The sequence below is a fragment of the Undibacterium sp. TJN19 genome (assembly GCF_049339485.1).
GTDB lineage: Bacteria > Pseudomonadota > Gammaproteobacteria > Burkholderiales > Burkholderiaceae_D > Undibacterium.
This window is the reverse complement of record NZ_JBMPPL010000008.1, coordinates 69,821-90,004: the sequence shown is the minus strand read 5'-3', so window position 1 is coordinate 90,004 and position 20,184 is coordinate 69,821. Positions and strand designations below refer to the sequence as shown.

Annotated in this window: 15 protein-coding genes and 1 tRNA gene; 4 read left to right on the top strand and 12 right to left on the bottom strand. The window is 50.2% G+C overall.

Annotated features, from left to right (window positions below; translation table 11 throughout):
• Positions 1-5: 5 nt before the first annotated feature.
• Positions 6-1,676 carry a phosphoglucomutase (alpha-D-glucose-1,6-bisphosphate-dependent) gene (gene pgm, locus ACO0LH_RS20170; protein WP_422942935.1) on the top strand — a complete coding sequence of 557 codons (1,671 nt, stop codon included), beginning with the start codon at positions 6-8 and terminating at the stop codon, positions 1,674-1,676.
• A gap of 60 nt (positions 1,677-1,736) precedes the next feature.
• Here the strand turns inward: pgm and ACO0LH_RS20165 are convergent, their stop codons facing one another.
• From ACO0LH_RS20165 to ACO0LH_RS20135, 7 genes are all read right to left on the bottom strand, one after another.
• Positions 1,737-3,473 carry a patatin-like phospholipase family protein gene (locus tag ACO0LH_RS20165; RefSeq protein WP_422942934.1) on the bottom strand — a complete coding sequence of 579 codons (1,737 nt, stop codon included), beginning with the start codon at positions 3,471-3,473 and terminating at the stop codon, positions 1,737-1,739.
• Between the two features lie 236 nt (positions 3,474-3,709).
• Positions 3,710-3,801 (bottom strand) — tRNA-Ser (locus ACO0LH_RS20160).
• Positions 3,802-3,892: 91 nt separating this feature from the next.
• On the bottom strand, positions 3,893-5,143 hold the full coding sequence (locus ACO0LH_RS20155; protein WP_422942933.1) for an aspartate kinase: 1,251 nt from the start codon (positions 5,141-5,143) through the stop codon (positions 3,893-3,895).
• Between the two features lie 437 nt (positions 5,144-5,580).
• On the bottom strand, positions 5,581-6,147 hold the full coding sequence (locus ACO0LH_RS20150) for a DUF1415 domain-containing protein (RefSeq protein WP_422942932.1): 567 nt from the start codon (positions 6,145-6,147) through the stop codon (positions 5,581-5,583).
• 106 nt (positions 6,148-6,253) lie between these two features.
• Positions 6,254-6,943 carry an aquaporin Z gene (gene aqpZ, locus ACO0LH_RS20145; RefSeq protein ID WP_422942931.1) on the bottom strand — a complete coding sequence of 230 codons (690 nt, stop codon included), beginning with the start codon at positions 6,941-6,943 and terminating at the stop codon, positions 6,254-6,256.
• Between the two features lie 323 nt (positions 6,944-7,266).
• The gene (aceB, locus tag ACO0LH_RS20140) at positions 7,267-8,853 is read right to left on the bottom strand and encodes a malate synthase A (RefSeq protein WP_422942930.1); all 1,587 of its coding nucleotides are present in this window, start codon (positions 8,851-8,853) and stop codon (positions 7,267-7,269) included.
• A gap of 33 nt (positions 8,854-8,886) precedes the next feature.
• On the bottom strand, positions 8,887-9,567 hold the full coding sequence (locus ACO0LH_RS20135; protein ID WP_422942929.1) for a haloacid dehalogenase type II: 681 nt from the start codon (positions 9,565-9,567) through the stop codon (positions 8,887-8,889).
• Between the two features lie 166 nt (positions 9,568-9,733).
• Here ACO0LH_RS20135 and ACO0LH_RS20130 point away from each other — a divergent pair, with 166 nt between their 5' ends.
• Positions 9,734-10,639, top strand: coding sequence for a LysR family transcriptional regulator (locus tag ACO0LH_RS20130; protein ID WP_422942928.1), 906 nt, complete (start codon positions 9,734-9,736; stop codon positions 10,637-10,639).
• Between the two features lie 35 nt (positions 10,640-10,674).
• Here ACO0LH_RS20130 and ACO0LH_RS20125 read toward each other — a convergent pair whose 3' ends face one another.
• A complete protein-coding gene (locus tag ACO0LH_RS20125) occupies positions 10,675-12,243 on the bottom strand; it encodes a hypothetical protein (protein ID WP_422942927.1) in 1,569 nt (522 codons plus the stop codon).
• A 347-nt stretch (positions 12,244-12,590) separates the two neighbouring features.
• On the opposite strand from ACO0LH_RS20125, the gene ACO0LH_RS20120 reads away from it, so the two are divergent.
• A complete protein-coding gene (locus ACO0LH_RS20120; RefSeq protein ID WP_422942926.1) occupies positions 12,591-14,996 on the top strand; it encodes a hypothetical protein in 2,406 nt (801 codons plus the stop codon).
• 53 nt (positions 14,997-15,049) lie between these two features.
• Here ACO0LH_RS20120 and ACO0LH_RS20115 read toward each other — a convergent pair whose 3' ends face one another.
• From ACO0LH_RS20115 to ACO0LH_RS20100, 4 genes are all read right to left on the bottom strand, one after another.
• Positions 15,050-16,768: a methyl-accepting chemotaxis protein gene (locus tag ACO0LH_RS20115; RefSeq protein ID WP_422942925.1), complete on the bottom strand. Its 1,719-nt coding sequence runs from the start codon at positions 16,766-16,768 to the stop codon at positions 15,050-15,052.
• A gap of 257 nt (positions 16,769-17,025) precedes the next feature.
• Positions 17,026-17,229 carry a cold-shock protein gene (locus ACO0LH_RS20110; RefSeq protein ID WP_007878889.1) on the bottom strand — a complete coding sequence of 68 codons (204 nt, stop codon included), beginning with the start codon at positions 17,227-17,229 and terminating at the stop codon, positions 17,026-17,028.
• Positions 17,230-17,454: 225 nt separating this feature from the next.
• Complete coding sequence (locus tag ACO0LH_RS20105) at positions 17,455-18,240, bottom strand: enoyl-CoA hydratase/isomerase family protein (protein WP_422942924.1); 786 nt, start codon at positions 18,238-18,240, stop codon at positions 17,455-17,457.
• A gap of 91 nt (positions 18,241-18,331) precedes the next feature.
• Positions 18,332-18,811: a thioesterase family protein gene (locus ACO0LH_RS20100; RefSeq protein ID WP_422942923.1), complete on the bottom strand. Its 480-nt coding sequence runs from the start codon at positions 18,809-18,811 to the stop codon at positions 18,332-18,334.
• 152 nt (positions 18,812-18,963) lie between these two features.
• Between ACO0LH_RS20100 and ACO0LH_RS20095 the strand changes: the two genes are divergently transcribed.
• A complete protein-coding gene (locus ACO0LH_RS20095; protein WP_422942922.1) occupies positions 18,964-20,166 on the top strand; it encodes an acetyl-CoA C-acetyltransferase in 1,203 nt (400 codons plus the stop codon).
• The last annotated feature ends 18 nt before the right edge of the window (positions 20,167-20,184 follow it).

Genomic DNA, 20,184 nt, shown 5'->3' with positions numbered 1-20,184 from the left:
AAACCATGACAACATCTATTCATCCACTGGCAGGCAAACTGGCACCATTGTCTTCACTGATCAACGTTTCAAAATTGGTCACAGCTTATTTCACTTTAAAACCGGATCCATCCGTTCTGGAACAAAGAGTCAAGTTTGGAACATCCGGGCATCGTGGATCAGCTTACGACAGTGCATTCAATGAAGCCCATGTGCTGGCAATCACACAGGCAATTTGTGATTTTCGCAGCTTAAATGACATTAATGGCCCACTTTTTCTGGGTATGGATACGCATGCCTTATCCGAACCGGCATGCGCCAGCGCCATGGAAGTACTGGCGGCCAATCGCGTTGAGGTCATGCTGGCGAGCAATGATGAATACACACCTACCCCGGCCATCTCCCTTGCGATATTGAGTTACAACAAACGGCGCAATCATCTCACAGGCCTGGCAGACGGCATCGTTCTTACTCCGTCCCACAATCCACCGCGTGACGGCGGGTTTAAATACAATCCAACTAATGGTGGTCCGGCCAATCAGCAAATTACCGAATGGATAGAAAACGCAGCAAATCAATATCTGGAGAATGATCTGGCAGGTGTACGCCGCATCACCAGCAGCAAAGCCATGCAGGCAAAGACCACGCATCGTTACAACTTCATGGATTTTTATGTCGATGAAATTGGCAGTGTCGTCAATATGAATGCCATTCGTGACGGACAGATACGCATCGGCGTGGACCCGCTTGGCGGTGCTGGCGTCCATTATTGGTCAGCCATCGCAGATCGCTATCAGTTAGACCTGACAGTGGTCAATAACGTGATTGACCCCAGCTTTGCTTTTATGCCGCTAGACTGGGATGGTCAGATCCGCATGGACCCGTCTTCAAAATATGCCATGCAGGGCCTGATCAGCATGCAAGACAAATTCGATATTGCCTTCGCCTGCGACACCGACCATGACAGGCACGGCATTGTCAGCAGGTCGGCGGGCTTGCTGCCACCCAATCATTACCTCTCAGTTGCCATTGATTATCTATTTACACACAGGCCACAGTGGGCTGGTTCTGCTGGAATTGGCAAAACCGTCGTCAGCACACAATTGATAGACAGGCTGGCAAAAAAACTGGAACGAGGCCTGTACGAAGTGCCAGTAGGTTTTAAATGGTTCGTTGATGGCTTGCAGAGTGGTGCCCTTGGTTTTTGTGGAGAAGAAAGCGCAGGGGCGAGTTTTCTGCGCATAGATGGTTCGGTGTGGACGACAGAAAAAGATGGTATTTCCACCGCCCTGCTGGCAGCAGAAATGACAGCAAAAACAGGCTACGACCCTGGTGTTTTGTACCGCAAACTCGCAAACGAATTAGGCGAACCCTTTTTTGAACGCGTAGATGCCCCTGCAACAAGGCAGCAAAAACGAAAACTCGCGGCTTTATCTGAAAAACAGATCAGCGTAGGCGATCTTGGTGGTGACAAGATAGAACAAATGCTGAGTTACGCGCCTGGCAATGACGCTGCTATTGGCGGGATCAAGGTCGTGACTGCCAATGCCTGGTTTGCTGCCCGCCCATCCGGTACGGAAGACACTTACAAAATATATGCAGAGAGTTTTATTGGCGAAGCCCATCTTCAACAGGTGCTTCATGAAGCGCAGGTCATTGTCGATACAGCGATTTCCTCCGCTGAGGGAGAAAACTAAATCGTGGAAGCTTTGGCCCTTATTGCATGAATATCCCTCTCGGGTCAAAGCGATGCTTTCCTATTTACTACAATTTATCCATGATGCCAGAGGGTATGACGAATTTGGTTCATGCACAAAATAAAGGGGAACCTGAGCGATACCGGCATCCGCCGTTCCAGTGCCAGAATCCAGCAGACCGGCAAGATTCTGCGACAAGCGCTCACGGTGATGCTCTTTCAACCAGGTCGCCAGCCTGGCTGTCGAATCAAAATCTGTCGTCGTCAGCATGCGGGCCGCCTCGAAAAGAGAATTTTGTATAGGCACCTCATCGCAACGTCCCGGACCATTTAAAGCAAGTTTGTAATTTGTTTGTATCGAATTGACGAATCTGTCGAGCTTGATAAGCTGGTTGTCACGATGCGTATCATCACGATATTCATCGCTGCCGGCTTTCTGAAAAACTGCCTTGCGCTTGCGCGAACTACCCTTCTTCGTCAAATCAAGCAGGCGATCCAATCCAATATGCCACACCGCGCAGTTTGCGTTATTGATAGCCTTGCCAGTTGAGGATGTTGCTTCACCACCGGCCAGACCAGGGTTGTCACCAGCAGAATCTCCGACCCCGGAAATGGCGTAATTCTTTAAGGGGATATTGACATTGGGATTAAACCTGTCAGGCCGGTCTGACGCCAGCGACACACCAAAAAGATCGAGCTGCGCTTCCCTGCGCTGTTCGAGAAGTGAGTCGAATGCCTGATATAAAGAAGGACTGATGACATAGTCAATCATGCTGCTTCTGGTATCAGCCAATGACCCGCCCTGATCTCCTCTGTCGTTGACATGCGCATCGACCAAAATCAGTAAACAGGACGAATTCTGGGTGCCCGCCAGGGTTTCTGAATAAGCACGCACCAGGGCATCTACGCCGAGATTATCAGATGAACCTGCATCATACAAATGCAGAAATTTCGGATTTGGAAGGCTATAGCTGTCCGTGTCTGCATTGAAGTTTTTTAGTGCCAGCGGCACAAACAAACCAGGATAAGCAGCAGACGCAGCCACTGCATCTGCAACGCGAAGTTGATTCAAGTCGGAGCCAATTTCCCTGAATGCGGCATCGGTAAAAGTAAAACCCTGCAAACTCGCCTCAGATGAATTGAGCCCTTTTGTTGTCAGTGTAGCGGCGCCCAGAAAACGGTGCGCATGCGAACTGTTAATATACAAAGAAGGTCTTCCTGGCCTGCCCGGCCCCAGATCGCCAAACACGGCGCCCTTGAAAATACCCGCATCAAAAACATCTGCCAGAGTCCTTGTCGCATTTTTACCAGATGTCAGGGTTGGTACAAAATTCAGGGGATTGGCTGAGCGATACACCCACGACGTTAAATAGTCTTTGCGTAGTTGGGTAGAAAGCAGATTGAAATCGGCGTCACTTTCCAGCGGCTTCAAACTGATCGCAGCAGCTGCCAGAGAGCCACCTGACACGGAAGAAAGTGCAGTGACTTCATCAAACAGGCCGAGCTTGCGCAACTGCGCAATCACACCCAAACCAAAATTGGCAGCACGTGAGCCGCCGCCAGAAATGGCGACACCGACAAACATGGGATGGGCACACGCATCGTTTTCAAGCGCGGCATTACAACCTAAGCTGGAAGGATAACTGGCACGCGGAACATCGGCAATCGCCGCAGTCGCCTTGGTATTTATATGCGGATTTCTTTCATCCAGTTGCAAAGAAGCACATCCCGACAACAATACCGTCACCCAGATCGAAGAAGCAATGATGGCGGTTTTAATTGGGGAAATATTCAACAATACAGACTCCATGTTTCACAAGAAATGCCAGCGCCCCGCGCGGCACCAGACTGATTGATAGCAAAAAACTCATCAACGATCTTAATAGACTACTAATCTTTGAAGAGGTTCACTCGTCTGTGCTCTTCACAAGAATCAGGCAAAGATGTTATGGAAGAGAAAGGGGCATTGTAAGCGTAGATGTCGGACAGGAAAAGAAAAAGCCCTTGGAAAACCAAGGGCTTTTTCAGTATTGCTGGCGGAGATGGTGAGATTCGAACTCACGATTCAGGTTACCCCAAATGCTTCCTTAGCAGGGAAGTGCCTTCGGCCACTCGGCCACATCTCCACACTCACAACCGCTAAAAACTCAGCTGTAATTGAGACCGTGATAATAGCTGCTTGTGTGACTTTGGTCAACAGGCAAGTCAGAAAAAATTTTATGCGTTTTCCAGACCAAAGGCTTTATGCAGGGCGCGCACTGCCAGTTCCATGTATTTTTCATCGATCAAGACCGAGATTTTGATTTCGGAAGTAGAAATCATCTGGATATTGATGCTTTCTTCTGACAGGGTACGGAACATCTGGGAAGCGATACCAACATGGCTACGCATGCCCACACCCACGACAGACACTTTGGACACCTTGGAGTCACCAACGATGCTGCCCGCACCGATATGCGCCTTGACGCTGCCTTCCAGCACTTCCATGGCTTTGGTATATTCGCCACGTGGTACGGTGAAAGTAAAATCGGTCTTGCCTTCGACGGACTGGTTCTGGATGATCATATCGACTTCGATATTGGCATCGGCAACCGGGCCCAGGATCTGATAGGCGATGCCTGGTCTGTCTGGCACACCTAAAACGGTGATCTTTGCTTCATCACGGTTAAACGCGATGCCGGTGATGGTAGCTTGTTCCATGTGTGTATCTTCCTCAAACGAAATCAGGGTGCCGGAATTCGCTTCTTCTTCCAGCGGTATTAATGGGTCAGTCAGTGATGACAAGACGCGGGTCGGCATGCGGTAGTTACCAGCAAATTCGACAGAGCGGATTTGCAGCACTTTGGAACCCAGCGAAGCCATTTCCAGCATTTCTTCAAAGGTGACGGTATTGAGACGGCGCGCATCAGACACGACACGTGGGTCGGTCGTGTAAACGCCATCAACGTCCGTATAAATCAGGCATTCCTGTGCCTTCAACGCTGCCGCAACAGCCACTGCAGAGGTATCAGAACCACCACGACCCAGGGTCGTGATATTACCCAGTTCATCAACACCCTGAAAGCCTGTAATGATGACGATCTTGCCTGCATCGAGGTCAGCCTTGACCTTGGTTTCATCAATCGAAGCGATCCTGGCCTTGGTGTGGGCAGAATCAGTCTTGATGGCAACTTGCCAGCCTGCGTAAGACACAGCCTGCTTGCCTATCGCCTGCAAGGCAATGGCCAGCAAACCGACCGAGACCTGTTCGCCGGTAGAGGCAATCATGTCAAGTTCGCGTGGGTCAGGCTGGGCTGAAATTTCTTTTGCCAGGCCGATGATACGATTGGTTTCGCCTGACATTGCAGAAGGCACCACGACTATCTGGTGACCGGCATCATGCCATTTGGCGACGCGCTTGGCGACGTTCTTGATACGTTCTGTCGAACCCATCGAAGTACCGCCGTATTTGTGGACGATTAAAGCCATAGATATAGAAAACTAAAGGGTGAAAAATTCGTGAAATCAACCTCTTACTGTACATGCTGCTCTGCAAAATAACAAGGCACTGCAATACAGAAATCCTGAACAAACGCTGGTTGCGCGCGCCATGAAAATAAATTTTCTTCAGAAATATGTGTATTAGAACAAGGGATTTGATATGAAATATGCGAATGACTAGCTGGCTGGTGCAGCCAGATTCGTATAAATCATTTTGAAATGCAGAATTTTACGGGGAGTATGACGTACGCTATTGAAAAACAAGCTATGAAATCACGAGCTTTAAAATCACATACTCCCCGCCAGTATTAAAAATCAGAAATCCTTCGTGCAGATAATTTACCAGCTAATCGACAAAGCAATTACAAATTACTTATTTGCATATCAATATAAGAATTCAATTGGTTTGCCAGATTCGTTTGCAATTATTTCTTAACGTAAGTGGAAAACAAACGCCGCCAGCCTTCGTGACCCAGTTCACGCATGGTTTCCATGTTTTTTTCGTAGATCTGCTCCGCTTCAGGAAAGGCCAGCACTGCCTTGTCTATGCCTTCTTCACGCAAAATATGCAGGGTCGGATAAGGCGAGCGATTGGTATAGTTTTCAATATCGTCCGCCTCTGTGCCGGCAAACTGATAGTCAGGGTGGAAACTGGCGATCTGCAATTGACCGTCCAGTTCCAGTTCTTCGAGCATGCCATCAGCGACATCGAGGAAATCATTGAAATCCAGAAAATCATTCAATGCCATGGGGTGTATCAGCAGCGTGGTCTCTATTTTTTCCGGATTGGCTTCTGCCAATAATTCCAGTTCACGTTCCAGGTCTTCGAGCAAAGCTTCTGGCGTACGCGCCTGGCTGACCACATAGCGAATTTGCTGCTTGACCTGGACTGCCTTGGCGAATGGGCAGAGGTTCAAACCAATAACGGTTTTTTCAAGCCATTGTTCAGTGGCGGCAATAAGGTCGGCAGAATTAATGAGATTGCTGGGCATGATGTTTGTCGTTAAACAGAAGGTCCAAGGATATCATGCCCACTTTCGCCTTGCCTGCCAGTGGGGAAATTATCCCGGCACCGGCAGGGTCTTCTGCGTGACAAACTTATTTTGCTTCGCCAGCAATGGCTTTATAGCTGACCGCGCCCAGAACCGCACCAACGATGGGGGCAACCCAGAATAACCATAACTGCTGTATAGCCCAGCCACCAACATACAGGGCCACGCCGGTACTACGGGCAGGATTGACCGAAGTATTGGTCACCGGGATACTGATCAGGTGAATCAGCGTCAAGCCCAGGCCGATGGCGATAGGTGCAAAACCCTGCGGTGCGCGGCTATCCGTTGCGCCCAGGATGATCACCAGGAACATCATGGTCATGACCACTTCAGTCACCAGTGCAGCCACCATCGAATAACCACCGGGCGAATGCTCGGCAAAACCATTCGAAGCAAAACCGGCAGACACGTCAAAACCCGCCTTGCCACTGGCGATCAGGTACAGGACACCGCCCGCAACGATACCCCCCAATACTTGCGCAACAATATAGGGCAGTAGCTTGTTAGCGGGAAAACGTCCCCCTGCCCATAGACCTATCGACACAGCTGGATTCAGATGGCAACCAGAGATATGGCCAATTGCATATGCCATCGTCAGTACCGTCAGGCCAAACGCCAGCGACACGCCATGCAAACCTATGCCTACACCAGGAAAAGCCGCTGCCAGCACAGCACTGCCGCACCCACCCAGCACCAGCCAGAATGTTCCTAAAAATTCAGCACCGTATTGTTTCATTTGTTCGCTCACTTTTCTATTGAAAGAGATTATTCATATTTGCCTGTCTATCTGTACCCCTACCAGTTTTACGGTATGCAGAACAAGGCACAGCAAGCGCCAATATAGCAAATTTATCTTGCCTTATTGTTAAAATTTGTGATGCAAACGCAGATAAAAACATGACTGGTCGAATAGTTAACCATGTTTTTCAAAGTTTTCACATTTGTGCCTGTCGATGAGTAGAAACAAAGCCCTTGAAGAAACACATCGGAAAACAAAAAACGACCTGCATGAGGTCGTTTTCTTGTCAGTGCCGCACAAACGGCATATCTGGCTTTACATCAAATTTCTTCGTACAAAGGCAAAGTCAGGAATTCAGCAAAATCTTCAGAAGTCGACATCTCTTCAAAGATTTGCGCTGCGCGGTCATAAGTGGCACCATTGCCTGCGATTTCTTTTACCTTCACCAGTTCTTCCGGGATCATCGCACGGACCATGTCGGCAGTGACCTTGCGGCCATCTTCCAGATTACCCTTGGCAGAGCGTATCCATTGCCAGACTTGTGAACGGCTGATTTCTGCTGTTGCCGCATCTTCCATGAGGTTATGGATAGGCACGCAGCCATTACCCGCCAGCCATGCGCCGAGGTAATGGATGCCGACGTTGATGTTGTAACGCAGGCCCGCTTCAGTGATCGGTGTCTCAGGCTGGAAGTTAAGCAAGTCTTTGGCGCTGACTTCGATATCTGGGCGTTGTTTGGAGATCTGGTTAGGTGCGTCGCCCAATACTTTCTTGAACTCTGTCATCGCCAGCTCGACCAGACCTGGATGCGCTACCCAGCCGCCATCGTAACCATCAGTTGCGTCGCGGGCTTTGTCAGTGCGCACACCACCCATGGCGATATCGTTTTTCTCTGGATCGTTCTTGATAGGGATCAGCGCTGCCATGCCGCCGATAGCTGGTGCATTGCGCTTGTGGCAGGTTTTCAGCAACAGCAGCGCATACGAACGCATGAACGGTGCTGTCATCGTGACCTTGGCACGGTCTGCCAGGCAGAAGTCTTTGTCGTTCTTGAATTTCTTGATACAAGAGAAAATGTAATCCCAGCGACCAGCGTTCAGGCCGGAGCTGTGTTCGCGCAGCTCATACAAAATCTCATCCATCTCGAAGGCAGCAACGATGGTTTCGATCAGCACTGTGGCCTTGATGGTGCCTTGTGCCAGGCCAATTTCATGTTGTGCCATGACGAAGATATCGTTCCACAGGCGCGCTTCCAGGTGCGATTCCATCTTAGGCAAATAGAAGTAAGGGCCAGCGCCACGTGCCAGTTGTTCTTTGGCGTTATGGAACAGAAACAGGGCAAAATCAAAAATGCCGCCAGAGATGCGCTTGCCATCGACCAGCACATGCTTTTCATCAAGGTGCCAGCCACGAGGGCGTACGACCAGAGTGGCGATCTTGTCGTTCAGTTTGTAGGATTTGCCATTTTGTTCCAGGCTGATGGTGCGGCGCACGGCGTCGCGCATATTGATCTGGCCAGTGATCTGGTTATCCCAGTTTGGTGTATTGGAATCTTCAAAGTCTGTCATGTAGCTGTCAGCGCCAGAGTTAAAGGCGTTAATGACCATCTTGCGCTCTACCGGGCCGGTGATTTCTACACGGCGGCATTCCAGTGCTTTGGGGATAGGCGCGATCTTCCAGTCGCCTTCGCGGATATGCAGGGTTTCTGGCAAGAAGTCTGGTGTTTCACCGGCATCCAGGCGTTTCGCACGTTCTACACGGGCAGCCAACAATTCCTGACGGCGCGGCTCAAACGCGCGACTCAGCTTGGCAACCAGAGTCAGGGCTTCTGGTGTCAAAATTTCGGCAAAGCCTGGCTTGATTTCGCCGCTGATTTGCATGCCTTCAGGTAAAGTCAGTTGTGTCATTGTGGTCTCCAGAAAAAATGAATTAAAACGAAATCAGTTGCGGTGTTTTGCTATAAAGGGAATCAGGTCTTGCAGCGTGCGCCCCTCGCCATGCGGCGTAACGCCCAGTTGTTCCAGCGGCGCATTTTGCCGGTTAACCCAGAAGGTGGTGTAACCAAACCAGGTCGCACAACAGGCATCCCAGCAATTGCTGGATACAAACAGAATATTTTTTGCAGGCACTCCAAATACATCGGGTGCCATTTGATAGGCTTCAGGTGCAGTCTTGAATTTTTTGACGACTTCGACAGACAGCAAATGGCTGAATATGCTCTGCATGCCTGCGGCATCGACAGCAGACTGTAGCATGTGCAGGTTACCGTTCGATAAAATCGACATCTTCATGTCTTGTGCCTGCAAGGCTTGCAGGACAGGCAGGTTTTCAGGAAAAGCTTTCAGCCGCGCATACTGGCCCATCAGGGTATTTTGCGCATCAAGATTCAACTCCAGCCCCAGTTTTTGGCAACTGAAGAGCAAGGCGTCCTGTGTCACTTCCCAGAATGGCTTGTACATGCTGCACATGGTACGCAGACGCGTGTATTCAATCTGCTTGTCGCGCCAGAGTTCAGACAGTGCCCCGCCCTTGCCCGGAAACAGCTTGTCCGCCTGTTCGCTGATGGAATACACATCGAACAAGGTACCGTAGGCGTCAAAGGCAATGGCGGAGATGGTCATGGTTTTCTTTAATGCCCAACAAAACGCAGGCGAGAGTGAATGTAGAAAATTGAATGCTAATCATCATGAAAGCAGTATATTCAATATAAAATACTATAATCGTCGAATTTCATCACTACATCTTTTCATTTTAGTTGCAAATGAAGAGACAAGAAGCCAAGCTCTTATGGATCAGTTCAAACAAATCTCTACTTTTGCAGAAGTGGCAACACGCGGCAGCCTGTCGGCAGCAGCCAGGGCTGAAGGTGTGGCTCCCGCCATGATAGGCCGCCGCCTGGATGCGCTGGAAGAACGACTGGGCGTCAAGCTCTTGCAACGCACCACCCGCAAACTGGCGCTGACCAATGAGGGTGAAGCTTTTCTGGAGGATTGTCAGCGCATACTAGCCGACCTGGACGCGGCAGAAGGCGCGGTATCAGAACGCAGCGCCCGTGCCAGCGGTACGCTGACGATTTCAGCCCCGGCGGGTTTTGGGCGCCAGCATGTGGCCCCATTGATGCCCTCTTTTTTAAGTGAACACCGCGATGTAAAACTGACGTTAAGCCTGAACGATCGTGTTGTCGATCTGATCGGTGAAGGCATAGACGTGGCTATACGCATCGCCGCGTTGACCGATTCCAATCTGATCGGCGTCAAACTGGCCGACAACAAGCGTGTCGTGGTGGCTTCACCTGCCTATATCAAACGCTTTGGCACACCGCAAACCCTGGATGAACTCAGCCGGCATAATTGTCTGGCATTCAGCGCCGACGGCAGCCAGCGTGGCTGGACTTTTCGCCAGAGCGGTAAAAATGTGACACTGAAGGTAGAAGGCAATATGGTCTGTAATGATGGCGAAGTCTTGCATGACTGGGCCTTGTCAGGCAAAGGCCTGGCCTGGCGCTCAATGTGGGAAGTGGGCGCTGAAATCGACACAGGCAAACTGGTCACCGTACTCGATGAATTCAATGCGCCGGGCAATGACATCTATGCGATTTTTGCGCAAAGGCGTCACCTGCCGCTCCGCATACGCGCCTTCATCGATTTTCTGAGGCATGCCTACAGCCAGCCCAATTACTGGAAAAAATCCTGACCCTGGGCTGATCTGCTCTGGTCCGCTCTGATCTGTTATTTGCCGACGGCAAACACCACGGCATTATTGATTGCATACACCTGGCCGTCTGGTCCGATCGCTGTTGGCGTATACGATTCCCCCAGACCGCTGGTGAGGCGTATTTTTTCACTCAGGGTATTGCTTGTCAGGTCCCAGCGGTATAAGTTGCCATCTTCGCTGTTGACCAATATCGATTTTGTGAACGGGTCGACGGCTGCCGTATTAATGCACCATTCATAGACCCCACCCGGATAGTTAGGGTCAGGCGTTGCACCAAGTACGGTCAATACTTCCGTCATCACCTGTTGGTCAGAAATACTGTCTTGCTGACTGGTATTGGGGTCAAGAACTGCCACCTTGTTTTTTGCGTCACCAGAACCGGAACGGGCATAGTTATTGTATTTGACCATGATCAGGTAAGACGAACTGCCCTTATAACTGCTGACCATGCTGGCGGGCACAATGGATGCCGTGTCATCCCAGCCAAATGAGCCTGGTATCTTGCTTTTCGACAGATCCGCATTGAAGTGCAGCATCCAGCCACGCTGGTTGTGCGCGCTGGCGGTCGCTTCCAGTACCCCGATATAGACATCGCCATCAGGGCCGACTGTTGGTGAAGCAGTACTGTCATCAGAAACAAATGCAGCGGTCTTTTCTTTTGGGTCGTTTAACAAGACCTTGCTCTGGATTGCCAGAGTTGTACTGTCCAGTGCCAGCAAATAACCAGGCTGGCGCACACTGGTGCCAGCATTGCCGTTCACGACGACGTATACAGTTTTCTGATCCGCAGAAATGGCAGGCGCACTATTGGTAGCTGCCTTGGTGATACTAACGTCACCAACCAGATTCTTCACGCTGACCCAGCTACCCTTGCCGTCCGCAGTAATGCGCGCAATACCGCTGGTGAGACCCGCCGGGTTGCCTGCGTCTGCGGTAAATCCAAAATAGATATTGTTTTGCGCATCGCTGGTAATCGGCGTATTGATAAACACCGAGGCATCCAGTGCCGCTTTTGATGCGGTGTAAACAGCGTCGCCATAAAACGCCGTAGTCTGTGTTGTCGCACTGGCAGAATCGGCATCGTCGCGGAAGTAAACTTTACCGCCAGCACCAGGTGCATATATGCGGTTGGCAGATGTCAGTGCCAGGTTATAACTGGGTGTCCAGCGATGCGCTGGCATGACATAGTCACTGCTTACCTGCCAGAGCTGGCTACCGGTGCTGCCCGAACGCCCTTCAAACCGGTAAGTGTCATTTGCCGCCGACTTGACTGGCAGGATCACGGTATTTTTTGCCGTTATCACAGGAGAGCCATAGTGGTAAAGCAGATAACCACCTGCCGAATATTGCGGCGCCACATCGACAGCGGTTCTCCAGACGATGCGGTTAAGGGCCTGGGTCGCAATACCTGACATGGCATCGTGTTGCGCATTGCGCCCAAAGCCCGACCAGGCCGGACCATTCACCTGCGTTTCTTTGGGCGGAATGACATCACCAGTTCCACTTGCAATGCCATTACTGCTCCCACCGCCACCGCAAGAAACCAGAATCACACCTGCCAATATTGCCATGAATGATTTCATGGCGATTGCCTGTCTGCTTGTCTGTCTGCTTATGTGCCTGGTTTGCTGCCTGTTTCTTTGCTTACTCATAGCTGCTTGCATTGTCAGTCCCGCTTCCAATTAACACGTAGTCAGGTTTCAAAACTTGCGGTATAAACCTGGGCTGGGGTACACCCCGTCTGCAATTTTGTCAGGGTAAAACAAAACTCATGATGTCCGAATTTGCCATGTGTCAGAATGACTGAATTTTGCAAAGATTTCAAGAGCGATCTCATGGTCAGGCTACAATCCCACTATCTGCCTCAGTCGACTACTCAAACACCTCAATGATGAAAGATATTGTCCGCTACTGTTTTCTTGCAATATGCATGGCCCTTACCGCCTGCGGACAAAAAAATAATCAGGCGCAGGAAAGCCCGGAAAATAAGACAGCCGCGACAATGGCAATTTTAGCCTTTGAAGCTGAAAAACCGGTTATCTCTGCGGGCGAAGTCAATCAGTTGAAATGGAAAGTACAAGGAATCGCCAAGCTGAGCCTGGGCGCGGTGCATGAGGCAAAAACCATCGATGTCAGCAACACGCAGGGTATGGTGGTTCAACCTGGCATAAGCACTGCCTATACACTGACGGCGACTGATCAGCAGGGCAAAATCAGCACGGCCACGTTGACCGTATATGTGCATCAGGCGCTTGCAGCAATGCACTCCTACCCTGTGCTGTTTGTCACTCAGGTTCCCCTGCACACAGATCAGGCTGCGCGCTTGTCGGCTTTTGCCAACCATATGACAGGTATTGCCCAAGTGCCGCGTGGTGGTGATCTGATGCTGCGCTACCCGGATGGCAGCCTGCGCAACCTGACCAAAGAAGCGGGATTAGGTGCAAGCGGTTTTCAGGGCGCCACTGCCATTGCCGTGCGCGAACCAGCCTCACACTGGAGCGGCAAGAAAGCGGTCTTCAGCATGTTGACCGGCGCACCTCAATCGCCTGGGCAAATGGCCAGGGCGTTCTGGCAAATCTATGAGGTCACAGGCTTAGCCAGAAATGAAAAAGTGCGCATTAGCAAAGTTTCTCATCAAGATAAAAATTACAACAATGTCTCTCCGGTTTATGGCAGCGACGAACACATCATTTTCACGTCTGACCGACCACACAATGGTCAGGCACATCTCTATCCGCAACTGGATGAATATGAAGCTACACCAACCATCAGCGGTTTATGGAGCCTGGACCCTGCCAGCGGACAACTGAAAATACTGAGCCATACACCCAGCGGCGCATTCACCCCCATCATCGACAGCTATGGCAGGGTGATCTTCACACGCTGGGATCATCTGCAACAAGACCAATTGGCTGACCGTGACCGCGATGCATTGAAAAATGGCCTGGCTCTGCCCTTCAATTCATACAATTATGAAAATGAGACAGCAACATCAGCCAAACTGGGCGGGCGCAAAGAACTGTTTCCAGAATCAAGAACGGGTGAAAAAAGTGTGTATGGGAACGTCAGCGCCTTTCGCAGTAATTTTTTTACGGCATGGCAAATCAATCAGGATGGTAGTGGCGAAGAAACCCTGAATCATGTTGGGCAGCATGAACTGGCATTCGGGTTTATGACGCCCAGCTTCAGTGACGATGTACATTTGAAAAATCATACTGTCGATACACTGCATGCAAATCAATTTGCCCTCAGACACGAAGCTGGTTTATTTCATATGCGCGAAGACCCGCGCAGCCGCGGCACTTACTATGCTACTGATGCGCGTGAATCCGGTTCCTTCACAAGCAACCATCTGGTGAAATTTTACGCACCGCCTGGCTTCAATCCCGAAAAAATCAGCTTGCAAGCTGTGACCGCTACGGCGGCCAACGACAGCTTGGCCGGTGGGCGCTATCGCAATCCCCTGCCTTTGTCTGATGGCAGGTTGATCGCCAGCCATACCTCGACATGGCTGCCACCGCCTGAAGGCGAGACACTGGAAAATTTACGTTTGCGATTTTTGAATAAGGATGCGCAAACAGGTATGTATGTCGCGGGTGAACATTTAAGCAAAGGCATCTATAAATCCCTCAGTTGGTGGGAGGGCCTGAAGCGCATCAATTATCACGGAGCGCTATGGGAGATGGACGCGGTTGAATTGCGGCCACAACAAAAACCAGGGGTGGCAACATCGTCATTGGAAACACCAGAGCGTGCAGTATTGGCGGAAGCAGGCATCAATGAAACAGACTTGCGCACATGGCTGCAGAAAAATAATCTGGCATTGATTGTGACGCGCGATCAAACCAGCCGTGACAGAGCCGATATGCAGCAACCCTATAATTTGCAAGTGCCTGGGGGCGTCAAAACCATTTCAACTATTCACCCCGACGCCAGAGTCTACCCAGTCTCGTTTTTCCAGATTTTTGAAGCCGATTTGCTGCGCGCCTATCCTGGCCGGCCCGGCCGACGGGTGCTGGCAATGCCGGGGGATCTGGATAAGTCACATAATTCCATTCAGAAAAACGCGCCTGCTGGCAGCGTTACCATTGCCAGCGATGGCTCAACCGCGGCATTTGTACCGGCTGGCCGTGCACTGACCTGGCAGACCACGGATCAGGCCGGCAATGCGGTTGTGCGTGAACGCAACTGGATTACCTTTCAGCGTGGTGAAATGCGGGTATGCGCATCCTGCCATGGCGTCAATACCGTGAATCAGGCAGGTTTTTCAGCGCCGCAAAACAAACCACAGGCACTGCGGGAATTGCTGGAAAAATGGAAGTCTTTAACCAAATAAGAAGTCGCAGATAAATTTATCTGCGTTCAAAGATTGCTTAATCAATTGGCAAATTAAAATTCTTCCCAATCATCTTGCGCAGCAGGAGCGGTTTGCTTTTTCGTGCCGGCCATATCGGTCGAAGACTTCGCAGACAAGGATTTCATGGGAGCGCGTTGTGCCGCGGGTCTTTGTTTCGCTACGACTTTGACAGGTGAAGTGAGCGCTGTCTTTGCTGGTGCATGGTCATTCGCATCGAGTTTAAAAATACTGACCGCCTGATTCAAATTACCGGCCTGGTCACGCATGCTGGCTGCTGCGGCGGCGGCCTGTTCCACCAGAGCCGCATTTTGCTGTGTGGCTTCATCCATCTTGCTGATTGCCTGGCTGACCTGATTGATACCATCCCTTTGTTCTGCGCTGGCTGAGGTAATTTCTGCCATGATGTCGGCAACACTCTTGATGGAAACGACAATTTCATCCATGGTTTTGCCGGCGTCATCAACCAGGCGCGAACCAATTTCCACCTTATCCACCGAACTGCTGATCAATTCCTTGATCTCTTTGGCGGCATTGGCAGAACGCTGTGCCAGGTTACGCACTTCAGTCGCCACGACGGCAAACCCACGTCCCTGTTCACCTGCACGTGCTGCTTCCACTGCCGCATTCAGTGCCAGGATATTGGTCTGAAACGCAATACCATCAATCACGCCGATGATATCGACAATTTTCTTCGAGCTTTCTTTAATGGAAGACATTGTATGCACCACATCACCAACCACCTGCCCGCCTTTGCTGGCCACGTCAGAGGCATTGGATGCCAGGGTATTTGCCTGACGCGCATTATCGGCATTTTGCTGTACGGTGGAAGTCAGTTCTTCCATGGACGAAGCGGTTTCTTCAAGACTGGCCGCTTGCTGTTCTGTACGACCAGACAAATCCATATTGCCATTGGCAATTTCTTCCGAAGAAATGGCAATCGATGAGCTTGATTGCCGCACCATGGTGACGGTTTGCATCAGGCTCTGACGCATGTTTTCCAGTCCGCTGACCAGTTGCCCCATTTCATCATTGGATGCGGGTTTGAGCTGATTGGTCAAATCGCCATTGCCGATGGCTTCAAATTGTGAGATCGCCTGTTTCAGGGGATGAGAAATGGCAGTCAGCAAATAATAGGCAGAAATGAACACGGCGATCAATCCGCCAAGCACTCCCAGCGCATCCACCCAGATAAAGGTTTTGAATTCATTTTCACTGACGCGCAGTTCATCGGCAGCACCAGTGAATTGATATTCACTTAATATAGCCATTTTGTCTGAATAAGCGCTAAAGGCAGGCGGAACCAGTTTCATGTTCACATTGTCTGCCTCATCTTTATTGCCAGCCTTGATGGCATTCAACATAGGCATATGCGCTTCTTTGATGTATTTGTCGCGCAAGGCAGCAACTTCATCTGAAATTTTCTTTTCTGCTTCGTCTTGCGGCAAGACAAGATATTTTTTCCAATAGTCGTCTGATTTGGCGAGAAATTCTTCAGCCCGTTTGATGGTGTCGGCATTATCAGCGGCATCTGGGTGGGCAATTGCCCTGTCAATTGCTGTTCGGGAGCGCAGGATGAATACCCTTGACTGCCCCAAGGCTTCAACCGAAGGTAATTGATTGGAAAAAATATCCTTGATCACGGCATTACTGTTTCTGACGCCGTAGACTCCCATAGCACCACCAATCACCAGCATCACGGCCATGAAAGCCATTGTACCTATCAGTCTTAACCGGATTGTCAGATTGAACATCGTTTCTTCCCCTTTTGCGTTTCGTACCGTCCGAAACAAGATACAAAAATTTCGATTGAGAGTATTGATGCAGGACAACTTTATTGCCGAAGAGCGTAGATTAGTATAAGTACATTTACAAGTTTTTAGCTAGCATTTTATATCCTGCTTGTAACTAGCTTGTGTCTGGCTTGTATTGAATTTGTAAACGGGCAAAAAAAATCCCCGATAACTCGGGGATTTTTTACAGCAGAACCAAACTGACAATCAAAGCAATATTAGATTGCTTGAATGTTGGAAGCTTGCTTGCCTTTAGGGCCTGTAGTTACTTCAAAAGAAACGCGTTGGTTTTCTTTCAAAGATTTGAAGCCGTTAGATTGGATAGCGGAGAAATGAGCAAACAGATCTTCACCGCCTTCATCTGGAGTGATGAAGCCGAAACCTTTTGAATCATTGAACCATTTAACAATACCTGTTGCCATTACAATTTCCTATTTCAGTTAATGTGGGCATATGCCCGATAAATCGTTTCAACCAAGTAAGAAATGACAGACTGATACTGCACTACCACTTTGAATCTCAACGACTGAACGATTATACGCAGAATTTCGCAAAAAAGTAAAATAAAACACTTTTACCAGAACTTATCTGTGTTTTTCTTGGCGGCAATAGGACAAATCTGCTGAATTTCCCTGAAATGCCTGCCTTCAGTTCAGCTTGCAACCAAAATGGGCTGCCCGCTTGCCCAGGAAGGCGGATACCCCTTCAGCAAAATCAGGCGTCATCGTCACTGACGCAAATGCATTAATTTCATCATTGACCTGTTGTTCAAGTGATGTTGCTTCTGACTGGTAAATCAGGCGCTTCATCCTCGCATAGGTTTCACGCGGGCCACGCAAGAGGCGCATGGCCAGTTTTTCAGTCACATCGAATAACTGCTCAGGCGGAACAACCAGATTGATCAGTCCAAAGGCCAGCGCCTGGTCTGCATCGAAATTCTCTGAAAACAATAACCATTCCAGGGCTTTTCGGTTACCAACCAGGCGCGGCAGAAACCAGGTGTTACCGACATCGGGGCTGGCGCCGATTTTTGCATAGGCCATGTTAAAGCGCGTACCTTTTGCTGCCACTACAAGATCAGCTGCATTCATGGTGCCCATGCTGCCTCCAGCCACAGCACCGTGAACTGACGCGACCACGATTGCCGGCAGATTGTGCAGGCGCAAGATCGCCTGATTCAGCTCGGCACCGATTTCACGTATGGCTTCAGGGGATGTCGGATCACCAGGGCGAAAGCTGGCAATATCCCCACCGGCACCAAACACCTTGCCTTGAGCACGTATGACGACAACACGTACCGAGGCATCGTCAGCAATCTGCGCAGTCAGGCGGTTCAGGGTACGTATTTCTTCAACACCCATCACATTCATATTGTCAGGATTGTCAAATACGATAGTTGCCAGTCCGTTGGCATTATCCAGACGTATGCTCATATCAGGCTCCTTTTTGGCAAAACGTTAAATAACGTCGCAGGGCGTCACATATGTCATCCTAGTAGAAATCCAAAGAAAGGCAAAAAAAGCTTCAAGCTCTTCCATGCAGCATGAATGCCGCTGCACCTGTGGCTATACGGTCGCCCTTTTCATTGCGTAAATCCATCAGTACATTGGCGACACGCTTGCCCAGACGAGTCACTTCAGCAGTGGCGACAAAACGCTTGCCACGACCTGGTTGCAAATAGTCAATACGCAAATCGATGGTGCTCATCTTGCCAAATTCCCTGATCTGGGCAGCGACATCATCTTGCGGACTTTGCTCGGCCATCTTCAGCAAAATGGCAACCCCAGCCACGCTGTCTAGCAGTGAGGCAATCACGCCGCCATGCAGCATGCCCTGAGCAAAATTGCCGAGCAAAGAATCACGCATATCTATAGACAGTTGCGGGGCATCCGCATCAAAACACGTCACCTTCATACCCAACAGATTACAAAACGGGATTTTTTCCTCAATGACAATTTTGAGTACATGCTGAAATTCGGGATTACCAATCATTTGTTTTGTCATCGTCGACCTGTGTTTTTTAGGATCTTTATTTACTGTGAATTTGCTGCGCTTTAAATTTTTTAAATATCAAATAATTTAATCAAGCAATTGCTTTAATAATTGTAACATCTTACACTTGGGCATCAATAAAGCCATCGCCCAGGAGAAGAAAAATGAACGAAGCCTATCTTTTTGATGCCCCGCGCACGCCGCGTGGCAAAGGAAAAAAAGAGGGATCTCTGCACAGTGTCAAACCGATTTCATTATTGTCAGGACTGATGCAAGACATGCAGCAGCGCCTGTCACTGGACACATCCCTGATCGATGATGTCGTGCTGGGCTGTGTGACACCAGTCGGGGATCAGGGTGCCGATATCGCCAAGACTGCGGCACTGGCAGCAGGCTGGGACTGGAAAGTGGCAGGCGTGCAGTTGAACCGCTTTTGCGCATCAGGCCTGGAAGCGGTCAACCTGGCAGCACAAAAAGTACGTTCCGGCTGGGAAGACCTGGTCGTGGCTGGCGGCGTCGAATCCATGTCGCGTGTACCGATGGGGTCGGACGGTGGTGCCTGGGCAGCAGACCCGCAAACCAGTATGCAGACCGATTTTTTACCGCAAGGCATAGGGGCTGACCTGATTGCTACGCTCGAAGGTTTCAGCCGCAACGATGTCGATGCCTTCGCCCTGCGCTCGCAACAAAAAGCTGCTGCTGCGCGGGTGGCGGGACGCTACAAGTCATTACGCCCGGTACGTGACCAGAATGGCCTGATCATCCTGGCAGAAGATGAATTCATCAAACCGCAGTCAAGCATGGAAACTCTGGGGACATTGAAGGCATCATTTGAGACACCTGGCAAGATGGGTTTTGATCGTGTCGCCATCCGCAAATACCCACAGCTAGAACGGATACAGCATGTACACACTGCCGGTAATTCTTCTGGCATTGTCGACGGTGCAGCACTGGCACTGATAGGCAGTGCAGACATGGGCAAACGCCTGGGTTTGACGCCACGCGCCCGTATAGTCGCCTCAGCAGTCACGGGCACTGACCCCACCATCATGCTGACCGGCCCAGGACCGGCGAGCCTGAAGGCTCTCGCGAAAGCGGGATTAAGCATTGATGACATCGACCTGTTCGAAGTCAATGAAGCCTTTGCTGCTGTCGTCATGAAATTCATGAAAGACCTGCACGTACCGGAAGAAAAGGTCAACGTGAATGGCGGCTCAATTGCACTTGGTCACCCGCTGGGAGCCACTGGCTGCATGCTGCTTGGCAGTCTTATCGATGAGCTGGAAGTACGCCAGTTAAAGCGCGGCCTGATCACCCTGTGCGTGGGTGGCGGCATGGGCATTGCCACCATCATAGAACGTGTATGAAATCCGGAGAAACAGGCA